Genomic DNA, 14,615 nt, shown 5'->3' with positions numbered 1-14,615 from the left:
CCGCGGCGGGTCCGGGCGGAGCGGCCGATTCGCCGAGCGGGATTCCGCCGGGTTGTTTCGTCGGCGGGTTCGGTGCTGGTGGCGCTCCTGGCGCCGGTCGCCCTGGTGGCAGCGCGTTCGGGATGCGTTGCCTGCCGCCGTTGCCGGTCAACAACGCGCCGGCTCCGGCGGGCGCGCCAGCGGCTCCGCCGTTGCCGAGCCCGGCGGAGTTGGCGGCGCAGGCTTTTGAGCAGTTGCGGTTGCCGTTGCCGGTGCCGCGGCATTCGCCGGATGTGCGTCTTCCTGATGGGCGGGACGCGACGATCGTCGGGGAGAACACCTGGATCTGGACTGATTCCGGTGTGTGGCATCCGGCTGTGCAGCGGGTTCAGGTCGGTCCGGTGTGGGCGGAGGTGACCGCGACGCCGGTCGGCATGACGTTCTCCTCGGGCACCGGCGGCTCGATGACCTGTTCCGGGCCGGGCACGCCGTATGAGCGCTCGTACGGGTTGCATGCGGCCAGTCCGGATTGCGGGTTCGTCTACACCCGCAGCTCGGTCGGGCAGCCGAACGATCAGACCAGCGCGGGATGGGCGATCCAGTGGTCGGTCAGCTGGGTCGGCTCGGACGGCAATGCTCCGGTGGGCGGCGACTTCCCGCAGATGCTGTCCCGCGCCAGATCCGTGTTCGCCGTCGCCGAGGTCCAAGCCCTGCGCGCGAACTAAGAACGACACCACGGAATTCTGCGAGATAGACGTTACTCGCATTCCGTAAAAATCAAAAACCGCATTTCTTGATGGGGAAGGAGCTCCCCCGTGGGTACTGCTTTGTCTTTTTCCCGGCCGCCGCGACAACACGGCCGTGACACGGCCGCTGCTGGAGGGCCTGACGATGGTGATGGTCCGCGGGTGCCACGGCGACGGCGTTGGTGGCTGCTGGGTACGGCGGTAGTGCTGGCCGCGGTGGTCGCCGTCGGCAACTACGCCCTGATCGCGGGACAGGACGCCCGGGTCGATGTCCTGGTGCTGACCCGCGACGTGAGCTGGGGCCAGCAGATCGGCGAGGGCGATCTCGGGGTGGCGAAGGCCGTGCCCGGTCAGCCGCTGGCCTCCATCCCCGCGAGCGAGCGCGCCGGTGTCGTCGGCCAGGTGGCGCGCTCGACGTTGCCTGCGGGCAGCGTGCTGGCGCCTGGCCAGCTGTCGGCGCAGCCGGTCCCCGGCCCGGGTGAGCGGCTGGTCGGGCTCCCGGTGAGACCGGGCCACCTGCCCGCGCGTGGCTTAGCCGCCGGGGATCTGGTGCAGGTCAGCCCGGTCGCGACCGGCACCGGGACTGACACGGGACTGGCGCCGGCGGCGGTGGAGCCGTTCCGGGCGCGGGTGCTGGGTGTCGGTCTCCCGGACTCGAGCGGCGTGGTCACGGTCGATGTCGTGGTCGGCGCGGACGCCGCGGCGGCGGCGACCAGCGCCGCCGCGGGCCAGGTCGTCCTGGTCCAGCTCGGGCCGGGTGCGTGAGAGGAAGCGATGGCTGTCGGGAAAGGACGGTGAGGGTGATGGCGATGATCACGATCATCTCGGGCAAGGGTGCACCGGGCTCGACCACGACGCTGGCTGCGTTGGCGGTGGGCTGGCCGGCGCCGGTGCTGCTGGCGGATTGCGACCCGGCCGGGGGCGACCTGGCGCCGGGCTGGCTGGGCCAGTGGGTCGTGGACGGCACGATCCGCACCGACCGCGGCGTGCTGTCGCACGCCACCGCGACCCGGCACGCGACGGCCGGGGACCCGGCGACGCTGATCGAGCACGTGCAACCGGTGCCGTCCGCACGGCACGTCGGCCTCCTGGCCGGGCTGACCGCGCCGGGCCAGCAGGCGGCGGTCGGCGCTGCGGGCTGGACGCGCCTGACCTCGGCGCTGGCTGCGTTCCGCACTACGGCGGGCCAGCCGGCGGACGCGTTGGTCGACCTCGGCCGGATGAGCGCGGCCACGCCGTGGTCGTTGCTGCTGGCGGCGGATGTGGTGCTGGTGGCGGTGCGCCCGACCCAGCGGCACGTGCTGGCCGCGCGCCCGCTGCTGGCCGAGCTCGCCGAGCGGATCGTGCCGGCCCGGCTGGGCCTGGCGGTGTGCGCGACGACGCCCGCAGGGACCCGTGAGGTTCGCGCGGCGCTGGGTCGGGAGGTCGCGGTCGAGGTTCCCGCGGACGTCCGGGCGGCGGCGGTGTTCTCCGACGGCACCGACGCAGGCGCGGTGCCGTCGCGGTCGCCGTTGCTGCGTGGCGTGCGCCGCGCAGCACGGCGCCTGCACGGCACCTATCACCACTACACGCCGGCCGAACTGCGCATACCGGCTCTGCCGGCGTCGGCCCGGCTGCTTACCGGTGGTGTCCGATGACGCTGCCGCACAACGGGTACCACCCTGTCAACGGCCCGACCGGCCACGAGCCACCGGCCACCCTGCCGAGGCAGGGACGCAGTGCGCTGAAAGCCACAGCGGTCCCGCGCCTACCCGGAGCGCCGCGCAATGGCGGGCCAGTTGGGCGGTTCGATCCGGAGGTGGTTCGGGCGATCCGGGAGTCGGTGGCGGCCCGGCTGGAACGGGTCGCCGCGGGGGAGTCGCATGTGGACGTTCCGTTGTCGGTGCAGGAGCAGCAGGCGCGGATGCGTGCCTACGTGGCGGAAGCAGTTGCGGCCTGGGTGCAGCGCCGCGCCGACGCGGGGCAGGCGCCGCTGCCAGTCGAGCAGGAGCGCCGGTTGATCCGGGCGGTGGTGGCGGCGCTGTCCGGGCTGGGTGCGCTGGAGGAGCTGCTGGACCGCGACGATGTCGAGAACATCCACGTGCACGGGTGCGACCGGGTTCTGCTGGAGCTGGCGGACGGGTCGGTCGAGCAGTGGCCGCATCCGGTCGCGGACACCGACGCCGAGCTGGTGGAGATGCTTGCGGCGATGTTCGCCCGCCACGGCCAAACCTCGCGGGAGTTCAACGCCGGCAAGCCGTTGGGGAACCTGCGGATCGGCGCGGGTGGCCCGCTCGGTGCCCGGGTGGCCGCGGTGATGGAGATCAGCGACCGTCCGCGGGTCGCGATCCGCCGCCACCGACTGGTCGACGTCGGCCTGGACGACTTGATCATGAACGGCACCCTCGATCCGCTGCTGGCGTCGTTCTTGCGGTCGGCGGTGCGGGCGGGTTGCAACGTGGTCGTGTCCGGCGGTCCGGCCGCGGGGAAGACCACCCTGCTGCGGGCGCTGTGCAGCGAGATTCCGGACCACGAGCATGTGGTGACCGTCGAGGAAGAGTACGAACTTGGCCTCCACCTCGGCCCCCGGCTGCTGGTGACCCCGCTGGAAGCACGGCCCGCGAACTCGGAGGGGGTCGGAGAGATCTCCTTAGACGACCTGCTGAAGCAGACGTTGCGGCACTCGCCGAGCCGGGTGATCGTCGGGGAAGTCCGCGCCGGCGAGGTCACCGCCATGCTCCGCGCCCTCGGGAACGGCGCGGCGGGCGGGATGTGCACGCTGCACGCCACCAGCGGGTCGGCGGTGTTCGACCGGATCGCCGCACTCGGGCAATTGGCCGTCCCGCCGCTGGCGATCGAGGCCGCGCACCAGTGGACCGCCTCGGCGATCGACCTGGTCGTGCACGTCACCCGCACCGACCACGACAGCTCCGCGGGGCGGCGGCGGGAGCGGTTCGTCACCGAGGTGATCGAGGTCGGCCCGGTCGGTGACGCCGGCCGCCCGGACACCACAAGGATCTTCGCCCCCCGCCCGGCCGACGGCCGCGCCGTCCCGGCGTTCCCGCCGAGCCGCGACCTGCTGGAGCGCTTGGAGCGGGCGGGGTTCGACCGCTCCCTGTTCGACACCGCCGGTGCGGGGGCCGGTTTCCCTCATGGAGGCGTGCGATGACGGGCGTGTGGGCGGGTGCGCTCGGGGCGGCCGCGGTCCTCGCCCTTGCCTGCGCGGCTGCCGCCGTCCTCTCGCCGGCCGAGCGGACGGCCGGGCCTGCTGCACCGCGCCGGGTAGCGGGCTGGCGGGAGTCGCTGGCGCGGATTCCGGCGCGGCGGGTAGCGGTGGCAGTGCCGGTGGGCGTGGTGGTGTGGTGGGCGACCGGCTGGCCGGTCGCCGCGGTCCTGGCCGCCGCCGCGGTGATGGTCGTGCCGGTCCTGGCCCGCGGCCACGACGCCCAGCAGGTGATCATCCGGCTGGATGCGCTCGCGAGCTGGGTCCGGCGCCTGGCGGACGTGCTCGCCTCCGGGGCCGGCGGGCTGGAGCAGGCCATCGTCAGCTCGGCGCGCACCGCGCCCGCCGCACTGGCCACCGAGGTCGACACCCTGGCGGTACGGCTGCGGACCCGCGGCCTGGAACAGGCGTTGCGCGCGTTCGCCGACGACGTGGGCGACGAGGCCGCCGACGAAGTCGCCCTCGCATTGATCTTGCGTGCCCGCGCCGGTGGTCGCGGTCTGGTCGACATCCTCGACGCTACCGCCACCGCTCTGGACCGCGAGGTGGTCGCCCGCCGCGACATCGAAGCCGATCGTGCGAAACCGCGCACGGATGTCCGTGCGATCCTCGGCATCACCGCGGTCCTGCTGACCGGGTTGGTGGTTTTCGCCCATGACTTCCTGGCCCCCTTCAACGGCCTGCTGGGCCAGTGCGTGTTGGCCGGGATCGGTGGGCTGCTGGGCGTCGCCGGGTGGTGGATGCACCTGCTGATGAGGACCCGCCGCCCCGCACGCCTGCTCGGAGCCGCGTCACGAAACCCGCCCGGGACACCGAAACGCGCGCTGAGCGCGGTCTCCCGCTCCGGTGCGGGGGTGCCACGATGAGCCCGGGGGCGGCGGCGGTGCTGCTCGGTGCGCTGGCCGGGCTGGCGGTCGTGTGCGTCCTGCTGGCGGTGCTGCGCCCGGCACCGGTCAATGTCGCTGCCGCGGTCGCGGCGCTGGACGGGCGTGCCCGCCGCCGCGCCGACGGCGTCCCGGACCAGGGGCGCTGGTCGGCTCGGATGCAGCGGCTGGCCGGGTACTCGGCGCGGTCGTCGAACCGCTGGTGGGGTATTCCGGCCGCCGACCTCGATGTCCTCGACCTGACCGCCGACCGCTACCTGGTACGCCGCCTGGCCTGGACTGCTGGCGCCACCGCCAGCGTGCTGGCGGTGGCGGGGCTGGCGTGGTTCGCCGGTCTCGCGTTCCCGGGCCCGCTGGTGGTGCTGGCCGTCGTGGCCGTGGCGGGGGCAGGTTCGGTGGTGCCGGTGTTGGCCGTGCGCGAGGACGCTGCCCGGGCGCGGTCGGAGTTCCGCCGTGCCACTGCCGCCTATCTCGACCTGGTGGCGCAGGAACGCGCCACGGGCCGCGCCCCCAGTCAGGCGCTGGCCGAGGCGGCGGTCGGGGACTCGTGGGTGTTCGCCCGGATCAGCCGCACCCTGGGCCGGGCGGCCCGTGCCGGCCACACCCCGTGGGACGCGTTGTCCCGGCTGGGCAAGCGGATGGGTGTGGTCGAACTCGCCGACCTCGCCGACATCCTCGCCACCGCCGCGGACGGCGCTGCGATCTACACCACCCTGATCGCGAAAGCCGGCGCGCTGCGCGCCGCGGCGCTGGCCGCCGAGAAGACCGACGCCAACGCCCGCTCGCAGCGGCTCGCGCTCCCGGTGGCGCTGCTGCTGATCGCGTTCCTGCTCCTGGTCCTGTACCCGGCGATGATCCGCCTGATGACAGGTGGTGGATAGATCGGAGAGAAAACCGTTATGGGGCAACCATTTCCGACCTCGAAGGAGTTCGATAACCATGTCTGACAGGAAAGATCGTGACCTGCTCGCTGTCCCGTGGCGCTCCGCGGAACTTGCGCTGGCTCTGGCCGGGCTGGCCCTGATGCTGGTCGCCGGCGTGCGGACCCGCTGGGAACAGGCGCGAGCGTCCGGCGATCAGGGGTCGGAATCCGTGGAGAAAGCCGTGATCGCCGCTGTGTGCCTGGCCGTGGCCATCGGGCTCGTGGCCGCGATCAAGGCCGTGGTGGTGCGCTACCAAGGGCAGCTCCAATGACCGCCGGTCTCGATTCCGAGAGGGAGAACACCATGGCACACAAGGACATCGCTGCACGGGTGAGGGCTGCCCGCTTCGACGAGGAGCCGGATGGAGTGTTGTGGAACCCGCATCTGTCCACGGCCCGGCGCGCCTGGGAGATGCGGCGCACCGTCTTCTCTCGCGGCGTCCCGTTTCTGGGAGTGGGTGGCGGGTTGTTCGTGCTGATCGGCTTCGCTGCCGGCTCGGGGTTCGCCGTGCTCGGCGCACTGATGTTGTTGTGTGGCATCGGGGTCGGGCTGGGCAACCTCCGTTGTCTCGTCATCGGCAGGTGTATCCATCTTGACGGGCTGTGCAGGCTCGACGAAGTGGCCGGCATCGTGTTGTTCCGGTGCCGTGACTTCACGGGCATGGGCGCCTCGGCCCATGCCATCGCGTCCCGGGTGATCGACGCGGTCGACGAGTTGCGCGACACCCCGGCGCGCGCGTGGCTCGATCCGGCTCTCCCCTCGACGGCGCACCGGCTGGCGTGGGAGGTACTGGGCTGCCTGGACCGCACCCGCACCGCGCGGATCCTGGCCCTCCAGCTCGCCCAGCGCCCGGCTCACAGTGACTTGGCTGACTCGCTCGCCGAGGCCATCGCCGCGCTCGACCACCGGCTCGACGATGCAGTACAGGCTTTGGCCGGCTGCGCCACCCTCGCCCGCGAGTGGACCCGTGCTCTCCACGACGCCGAGCTACGCCACCATGGCGAACAGGAACTCCGATCAACGCGGATGATCGCGCCGGACGACTTGACGGCTGCGGCGGAATCGCTGCTGCTGCAGACATTCTGCCGGGTGACCGCGGCCCGCGACCTCACCGGTGGCGGGCCTTTCCCCTGGGAACAGCCGCGCAGCGCCTGGTCTCCCCGCGCCGTGGGCCGCCGGCTCGCAGAGGTCGCTCGGCGTCCCGGCATCCAGCGCAGCCTCGTTGGGGAAGGGACCGGCCTGTCATGACCACCAACGACGAAATCGGACGTCGCGTGAGCGCGAACGACGTACCGCTGACCGAGCAACGCACTACCGTTGCACAACGCGTCGGTGACCTTGCGCAGCAACGAGCGTCCGTCGCGCACCAGCTCGCCGCCATCGAACATCAGCTCGGCGAAGTCCTCGCCGACTCCGCCGGCATCATCCGGATCGACGAGCTGGCCGAGTTCACCGACGTACCCGCCGACGACCTCACCCGCTGGCTCGATGCACTCACACCCGCACCGGCCAAGCGAAAGAAGGCCCCCGGCACCACGTCCGGCACGAAACGGACCGTCGCCGAGCGGAAACCGTCCACTCCGCCCACGCCTCCGCCCGGAAAGGAATCCGCACCGCGCGGCCCTTCCATGCCTGTCGATCACACGGGTGACGCGCCCGCGCGGGCCATGGCACAGGTGCCGTGATGCAGTCCCATGACATCGCCCGCATTGAACGTCCTATATGGACATTGTGGCGGGACGTGCTGCGCCGGGTGCGGGCATCCGACCGGGGGTCGGAGTCGGTGGGGATGGCGGTGGTGTTCCCCGTCGTGCTGGTGCTGATCCTCTCCGCAGTGCAGGGTGGCCTGTGGTGGCACGCGCATGCCGTGGCCGCTCAAGCCGCCCAAGCCGGAGTCGACGCCGGCCGCCCAGTCGGCGCCACCAGCAGCGCGGCGGCCGATGCGGCGCGCTCGTTCGCCGACCGCGCGGGACGCGGCGTGCTCACCGCACCACAGGTCCACGCCACCGTCACCGCGACCACCGTCGCGGTCGCGGTGTCCGGCACCGCGATCCGCCTGCTCCCGATCCCGGGCCTGGACTTCCCGGTCAGCGTCAGCGCACAGGCCAGCAAGGAGCGCTTCACCGTGCCCCTCAACGACGGAGACGGCTCATGAGCCGCCGAGCTGCGGCACGCGGCCTCCGGCTCAGGGCACAGCGCTGGAGCGATGCCGGGTCGGTCAGCGTCGAAGCCGCCGTGCTCGTGCCCGGCGTGCTCTTCGTCGGGCTGCTGATCATCGCCGGCGCCCGCATCTCCTCCGCGCAGCAGGCGGTCGACAACGCCGCAGCCGCTGCGGCGCGAGCCGCGTCGCTCGCCCGCAGTCCCGCCGCAGCGCACCAGGCCGGCACGGCGGTGGCCCGTGAACGGCTCGGGCGCGAGGGCCTCACCTGCCGTACGTCGAGCGTGTCGGTTGACGCCGGCCAGATCGCCGTCGGCCGGAGCGGGCTGGTCCGGGCCAGCGTGACCTGCCAAGTTCCGCTCGGCGACCTCGCTCTTCCGCTCCCTGGCGGTCGGACGATCACTGGCACCTTCACCAGCCCGACCGACCCGTACCGAGGCACCCCGTGACCGGCCCGGCAGCGCTGCCCTCGCCGCGGGATGCCGGGTCGGTGAGCGTGATGATCGCGGTCCTGGTGCCCGCACTGCTGCTCGTGCTGGCTTTGGTGGTCGACGGGTCCGCGCGGCTGCGGGCGATCGCCCGCGCCGACGCGCTGGCCGCCGAAGCCGCCCGCGCCGCGAACACCGCCGTCGACACCCGCGGCCCGACCGTCGGGGTCGACACCGCCACCGCCGCCCGCACCGCAGCCGACTACCTCGCCGGCACTGGGCACCCCGGCCAGATCACCATCACCAGCACCCGCACCGTCCGGGTGACGGTCACGGTCACCGAGCCCACCCCCATCGGCCTGCTCGGCGCCAGCGCCCAGGCCACCGGCACCGCCATGGCCGACCTCGGCGTCGGCACCCGCACCGGCAACCTCCCATGACATCCCGCACGGCGCAACGGGTGCGGGGCGTGCTCGCCGCACTGGCCCTGCTCACCTTCGTCGCCGGAATCCCATGCGGACTTCTCGCCCTCGACGCCGGGCCCACCCGCTTGATTCCCGGCCGCTGGTCGGAACCGGTGCCGATCAGCCAATGGCCCGAGCGGATCTGGAACGCCCTGCGCTGGGCCTGGCTCACCGGCGACCTCGCGCTCTGGCTGATCATCGCCGTCGCCTGGGCCGGGTGGCTGGCCCTGACCATCTCCGTGATCGCCGAAGTACTCCGCCAAACCCGGCACGGCCTCCGTACCGCCCGCGGTCTGGCAGGTCAGGTTCCGCGCGGCCGGTGGATCGCCGGACTCGTCGCCGCCGTTGTCGTCGCGTCCTCCGCCGGCACCGCCGCCGCAGCCACCGGCCCGCCCGCCGCACCGGCCGCGGCCACCGCACCACCCTGGCCACACCCGAACCCCGCCACCACATCCCGCGCCACCGCAACCGGCACCGGGCCCGACCCCGCCGCCCGTGCAGCTGATGTCCCGGCGTCCGCGGCGCCGCCGGATGACACGGTCCCGTACACGGTCGTGCACGGCGACACCCTGTGGGGACTGGCCGAACGCCACCTCGGCGCCGGTATCCGCTACCACGAGATCGTGCGGCTCAACCCCACCCTGCGCACACCCGAGGATCTGCAACCCCGCCGGACGCTGCGCCTCCCAGCCGACGCCACCGGCCTGCCCAACCCCGCCAACACCGCCACGGCGATCGGCCGCACCATCACCGTGGAACCGGCCGACACCCTCTCCAGCATCGCCGACCGAGAACTCGGCGACCCGACCGCCTGGCCCGAAATCTTCGACCTCAACGAAGGCCGCACCCAACCCGACGGCCGCGCGCTCCGCCACCCCGATCGGCTTCTGCCCAGCTGGAACATTGTCCTCCCCGCCGAACCAGCACCGCCCTCGGATCCACCCGAGACACCCGCTGCGCCACCACGCGCCCCGTCACTCGCGCCAGACCCGGAACCCTCGGCGGACTCGCCCGTCTCGGTCGCCCAGCCGGCGCCTTCGGAGCCTCAAGACGCGCCGCAGCCGGCGCCCGCCGTCCACGTCGACAACGGTGTCTCACTCTCGACCGGTGCCTTCGTTGGCCTCGGCCTGGCCGCGCTGATCACCCTCGCGATGATCACCGTGCGGATACGGCGTCGCCGCTGGTACCGGCCCGGTGCGCACGATGCTGACCCGGCCGGGCTGCCGGTGGTCCGCGCGCTGCGCATCGCCCACGATGCCGCCACGCGAGCACCCGACGAAGACGACATGCCCGCGGTCGCGCTGCCCGGACGGGTACACCCAGCCGAGATGCAGACCCGCGACAAGGCGCGGGCCACGGTCCGGGCCGTGATGCCGACGCCGCAGGACACGCCGCTCGGCGTCCGCGACGGACAGGCCATCGCCCTCGACCTCGCCCGCACACATGGGCTGGGGCTCGTCGGCCCGGGCGCCCACGCCGCCGCGCGCGCCCTGATCGTGACCGTGCTCGCGCACGCCAGCAGCGACGGCATCGACACCACTATCGTGATTCCCGCGGCCGACGCCCGCACCCTGTTGGGGCACGACCTCAAGGACCGGGCACCGCAACAACTTCGCATCGTGGAAGATCTGCCCGCGGCCCTCGATGTCCTGGACGCCGAGCTGCTCGCGCGCACCCACGCAGCCGACGTCGCCAAGCACGACCCGCCCGCGCGCACACCGCAGCCGCGCAACGGAACCGTCCTGGTGATCGCGGCTCCCACCCTGGACACGGTCCCGCGTGCGCACACCATCCTCGAGAACGGTGCGCGCTACGGCCTGGCCGGGGTGTTCCTCGGCCCCTGGCGACCCGGCGGCACCGTCCGCGTCCGCGACGACGGCACCGTGGAGACGACCAGCCCCGCCCTGAGCGACGACCTGACCGGAGCCCGGCTGTTCACCCTGCCCGGCACCGACGCCCGTGACCTCCTCGCGCTGCTGCACGCGGCCGACCCCAGCGGCGACGGCCCGAGCCGCAACCCCGCCGGCGCAACCGACGACCCCGCCACGCCGCGGCCGAGCCGGGCTGGGAGCCCGGCGGCAACCGAGCAGAACATCTCCGAGCACGAGTTCGTCCCCGCAGCACCCGGTAACGAAACGGCGGCAGCGTCTGCCTTGGCGGACCTCGACGTCCCTGCCCGGCATCCGGTGGCGGTCCCCTCCAGCTCAGTGGACACCAGGGGGAGCGGGCCGTCCTTGCGGGGTACCGGCAATGACCTGCCCGGGCTCGCCACACCATCCGCGGTGCCCGACGACGCCACGACCGCGGGGCACCCGCCGGCATCCGGAAACCCGGCCACGCGGCTGCATCTGCAGGTACTCGGCCGACTTCACCTGACCCGCGCGGACCCCGAGCCCCGCGACCTCATCGGCGCCTTCGCGCCGCGGCAACGCGAGATCCTGGTCTACTTGGCGCTGCACCGCGCAGGCTGCCGCCGGGAGACCCTGACCGCCGCGCTCTGGCCGGACGCGCCGGGCGAACGCCCGTACAACAGCTTCCACGCCACCCTGTCCCAGCTGCGCCGCGGCCTTCGCCGAACCACCGAGGACAACACCCTCGACCTCACCGTCCTGCAGGACGGCCACTACGGGCTCGACCCGACGATCGTGACCGTCGACCTCTGGCAGCTGCAGGACGCGCTCACCACGAGCCGCCAGGGCTCGCCGACCGACGCGGTCGCGGCGCTGAACCGCGTCACCGAGCTGTACCGCGCAGACCTCGCCGAAGGCATCGCCGCGGACTGGATCGACGGCCCCCGCGAAGCGCTCCGGCGCGACGTACTCGACGCGCTGAGCACCCTGATCCGCCACGTCCGCGGCGACGACCCCGAGCGCGCACTCGCCCTCCTCGAACACGCCCGCCGGCTCGACCCCTACAACGAAGCGATCTACCGCGACCTCATGCGCGTCCAAGCGCGCCTCGGCCAGCACGACAGCATCCCGCGTACCTTGAGTATCCTCACCACCTCGTTGGCAGGACTCGACCAACGCCTGGACCCAGGCACTCTCAACCTCGCCGCGGCCCTGCAACAGTCAAACATCCAGAACCGGCAAGCCAGCTGAGCCACTATCAGCATCTTCGGCCGGTGTCGCGGAGATACGAATTCGGATCCGAAGTTGTCTGCCTGTCCAACTTCCTTTCTTCCTTCTCGTCTGGCTTCTCCTGCGGGATCCCTCTAGAGAGGAGTGGGCAGCCTCCCTCCTTGTCCCAGGTCAATCAGGCACCGTCGGTGCCGGCGCTCCCCCCGACTTCGTCGCCAGCAGGCACGTGAAGAGTCGGTGTGGGGGTGGTCGGCTGTCTCCTCTGTGATTCCGGGGTCATGTTGAGTGCGCAGGTCACCCTCTCGTGAGCACGGCACTCCATCGTCTGAAGCACTTCTTCCGCCTCCGTTCGGCGTGGTGCAGCTACCCGTCCCAACCGCCGGCGCCAGGTGTCCTTTGTGGACATAAATTGGAACCTGCTAAGCGCTGACAGTGAGAGGATCGACAGGCGCGTAAGCGCGCTAAGCCCCCTGGAACTGCTTAGGGCCCGGGTCTGGGCGGCTTAGCCTTAGCTTGCGCACGCCCTTAGCTCTGACGCTAAGCCCTTAGCCGTAGCTCGCGCCTGCTCACTGAGTCTGACTCCTGTCTCAACCACGGCCACCCCACCTCCTTGCTCATCCCTTGGGCGTCGTCGTTGCTCCATTTGGCTGACGGAAGCGCGATTCAAGCGCCTTGACCTGCAAGTTTTCAGATGTGACTTGGATCACGTACGGGGAATCTTGCAAATCCCCGTACGGGGTGGCAATGTATATGACGTACCGCTTGACGCGGAGCCGGTGAAGGACTCCCGCCGACGCGAAGAGCGGCGATTCGATTCAGTATTTGATCTTTGAGAACTGCATGCACACCGGGCCACCCCCTGGGCTTAGATCGCCGTTATTTGAACGGAAAACCGCTTGCTGGCCAAGATGGAGAGTGAATTCCTGCCGTGTCGCGCAACGCGATTAAAGTGCGTGACGTGGGGCGCTAGCTCTAGCTAGCCGCAAGGGAAGGGGTGTCATCACGGTGCACTTCATGCCGGATCATTGTCCGGTGCGAAGTGGAAACCCGCCGCGATGTCCGTTGTGTAGCGCGTAATCGCGCCTTGTGCAGTAAAGAAGCTTGATATCTCAATAGTGAGACAGCTCTCAGTGTTCCGTATTCGACCCAATGGAACGGATACGTACAAACGTTCGCGGGAATGCGTCCCGCTCATGGTTCATGCCGTCGACTTGTCCGGCTTGTGAGACCAGGCGTGAACGCTGAGAACGAAGTGCCCATCCCTGGTGAATGATTCACGTGTCGGCGGTGACAGCACCAACAGCGCAAATAGAAAGCCAAGCGGACCGTAAACACGGCTACTCCGTAGGTCTGGACAGGTGCGCGACGTGAGTAAGAGCCAGGCGCGTATTGGACACTCTAAACTATCGGCCGCCATTTGGCCGGGTGCCGCTGGCTAGGAAGCCTCTGCCTTATCAGGCTGCAGACCGGTTCAATTCCGGCAGCGAGCACAAAGTAAAAAGTCGCCAAGAAAAGCCGTGAGGAGATGATCTACGATGCTGGTCAAGCATTCAAGGCGAACAATAAGGAGCGGTTGCAAGAAATGTGGCAACAGGTCGCTTTACTGGGCTCATGACACGGAGCAGGGCGGCGACCATTGCGAGGACTGCGATACTTCCGGAAAGTGGGTGCTAATCGGCGCCGCCGGGACACTGCACAAGTGTGCTGGAGACGATGTCACCACCTCGGGTGCGGTGGAAGAAAAAGCACCCAACAAGCTTAGTGCCGTACCGGCCAACGAGCACGAGGAGAAAGCTGTGTCGACCCCTGTTCCTACCCTGTCTGCTCCTGCGGGTGACGCCTTCGCTGCATTTCAATCGCTGGTGGCGAGTCTTGCTCCGAAAGTTGATCGGGACGAGGTTGCCGCAATGATCAAATCCGAGATGGATAACATCATCGTGCCGACGCGTACTGTAGTGGAGCGAGCTTCCGGCGAGCGTAGGATCATTCCAAATTCTCACGAAAAGCTTGCTGACGTGACTACCGACCTGCTTGCGGGCGAGCATGTGCTGATGGTCGGCCCGGCGGGTACCGGTAAGAGTACCATTGCGGAGCAAGCGGCGGAAAGCATCGGCATTCCTTACTACTCAATCAGTCTTTCTCCAATGACTGCGGCCTCTCAAATTATCGGGTATATGCAGGCTGAGGGTGAGTACGTCAGGTCGCTTTTCCGGGAAGCGTTCGAGCACGGTGGAGTATTCCATTTCGACGAGTTCGACAACGGGCACCCAAGTGTCCTCGCGGTGATCAATGCAAGTTTGGCGAATGGCCACATGGCGTTCCCGGATCAAATGGTCAAACGTCACCCTGACTTTCGCTGTGTGGCGTCGGCCAACACCTATGGGCGCGGCCCGGACCGTGCGTACGTTGGACGCCAGCAAGTCGACGCGGCTACCCTTGACCGCTTTTCCATCGAAACAATAGGAGTAGATGAAGCCCTAGAGCAGTCGTTGTGCTTGGCTACTGGGATTGACAAGCAAAAAGCTCTCGAAGTCCTCGACTACGTCCGACGCTTGCGAAAAAACGCTGAAGAGAGCGCCATGACGGTTGTCATCTCGCCCCGTGCAAGCGTTGGCATGTGCCGCCTGCTTGCCGCTGGAAAAACCTGGGACGCGGCGGTTGAGTCCCGTGTGCATCGCGGCATGGGAGAAAAAGATTGGAACAAGCTCCGCGCCGCGTGCTGACGCTGGCCAGTTCGGTCAAGCTAAGTAC

The 14,615-nt window shown here is 70.1% G+C and carries 14 protein-coding genes; all 14 read left to right on the top strand.

The genetic code is table 11. From position 1 onward, the window contains the following. Positions 1–140: 140 nt before the first annotated feature. The 14 genes from BMY97_RS43145 (at position 141) to BMY97_RS43080 (ending at position 14,587) form a co-directional block, all read left to right on the top strand. The gene (locus tag BMY97_RS43145) at positions 141–704 is read left to right on the top strand and encodes a hypothetical protein (RefSeq protein ID WP_245787795.1); all 564 of its coding nucleotides are present in this window, start codon (positions 141–143) and stop codon (positions 702–704) included. Between the two features lie 183 nt (positions 705–887). Further along, on the top strand, positions 888–1,490 hold the full coding sequence (locus BMY97_RS43140; protein WP_245787794.1) for an SAF domain-containing protein: 603 nt from the start codon (positions 888–890) through the stop codon (positions 1,488–1,490). 44 nt (positions 1,491–1,534) lie between these two features. Beyond that, a complete protein-coding gene (locus BMY97_RS43135) occupies positions 1,535–2,362 on the top strand; it encodes a CpaE/TadZ family protein (protein WP_091629171.1) in 828 nt (275 codons plus the stop codon). A gap of 161 nt (positions 2,363–2,523) precedes the next feature. Continuing rightward, entirely contained in the window at positions 2,524–3,873 is a 1,350-nt protein-coding gene (locus tag BMY97_RS43130) for a TadA family conjugal transfer-associated ATPase (protein ID WP_245787793.1), read from the top strand. After that, entirely contained in the window at positions 3,870–4,793 is a 924-nt protein-coding gene (locus BMY97_RS43125; RefSeq protein WP_091629123.1) for a type II secretion system F family protein, read from the top strand. The genes BMY97_RS43130 and BMY97_RS43125 overlap by 4 nt, the downstream gene beginning before the upstream one ends. Further along, positions 4,790–5,692, top strand: coding sequence for a pilus assembly protein TadB (locus tag BMY97_RS43120; RefSeq protein WP_091629121.1), 903 nt, complete (start codon positions 4,790–4,792; stop codon positions 5,690–5,692). Before BMY97_RS43125 ends, BMY97_RS43120 begins: the two co-directional genes overlap by 4 nt. Positions 5,693–5,750: 58 nt before the next feature. Continuing rightward, on the top strand, positions 5,751–6,005 hold the full coding sequence (locus BMY97_RS43115) for a hypothetical protein (RefSeq protein WP_091629120.1): 255 nt from the start codon (positions 5,751–5,753) through the stop codon (positions 6,003–6,005). Positions 6,006–6,037: 32 nt separating this feature from the next. Beyond that, positions 6,038–6,982: a hypothetical protein gene (locus BMY97_RS43110; protein WP_143086495.1), complete on the top strand. Its 945-nt coding sequence runs from the start codon at positions 6,038–6,040 to the stop codon at positions 6,980–6,982. After that, positions 6,979–7,419, top strand: coding sequence for a hypothetical protein (locus BMY97_RS43105; RefSeq protein ID WP_091629117.1), 441 nt, complete (start codon positions 6,979–6,981; stop codon positions 7,417–7,419). Before BMY97_RS43110 ends, BMY97_RS43105 begins: the two co-directional genes overlap by 4 nt. Continuing rightward, entirely contained in the window at positions 7,419–7,889 is a 471-nt protein-coding gene (locus BMY97_RS43100) for a TadE/TadG family type IV pilus assembly protein (RefSeq protein ID WP_091629115.1), read from the top strand. Before BMY97_RS43105 ends, BMY97_RS43100 begins: the two co-directional genes overlap by 1 nt. Next, the gene (locus BMY97_RS43095) at positions 7,886–8,341 is read left to right on the top strand and encodes a TadE/TadG family type IV pilus assembly protein (protein ID WP_091629113.1); all 456 of its coding nucleotides are present in this window, start codon (positions 7,886–7,888) and stop codon (positions 8,339–8,341) included. The genes BMY97_RS43100 and BMY97_RS43095 overlap by 4 nt, the downstream gene beginning before the upstream one ends. Continuing rightward, a complete protein-coding gene (locus BMY97_RS49285; protein WP_281246970.1) occupies positions 8,338–8,760 on the top strand; it encodes a hypothetical protein in 423 nt (140 codons plus the stop codon). Before BMY97_RS43095 ends, BMY97_RS49285 begins: the two co-directional genes overlap by 4 nt. Beyond that, the gene (locus BMY97_RS43085) at positions 8,757–11,885 is read left to right on the top strand and encodes a LysM peptidoglycan-binding domain-containing protein (protein ID WP_091629111.1); all 3,129 of its coding nucleotides are present in this window, start codon (positions 8,757–8,759) and stop codon (positions 11,883–11,885) included. The genes BMY97_RS49285 and BMY97_RS43085 overlap by 4 nt, the downstream gene beginning before the upstream one ends. 1,514 nt (positions 11,886–13,399) lie before the next feature. After that, positions 13,400–14,587 carry an AAA family ATPase gene (locus BMY97_RS43080; protein ID WP_091629109.1) on the top strand — a complete coding sequence of 396 codons (1,188 nt, stop codon included), beginning with the start codon at positions 13,400–13,402 and terminating at the stop codon, positions 14,585–14,587. The last annotated feature ends 28 nt before the right edge of the window (positions 14,588–14,615 follow it).

It is taken from the genome of Amycolatopsis saalfeldensis (genome assembly GCF_900110575.1).
GTDB lineage: Bacteria > Actinomycetota > Actinomycetes > Mycobacteriales > Pseudonocardiaceae > Amycolatopsis > Amycolatopsis saalfeldensis.
Note: the sequence above shows the minus strand (reverse complement) of the source record. Positions and strands in the feature narration are given on the sequence as shown.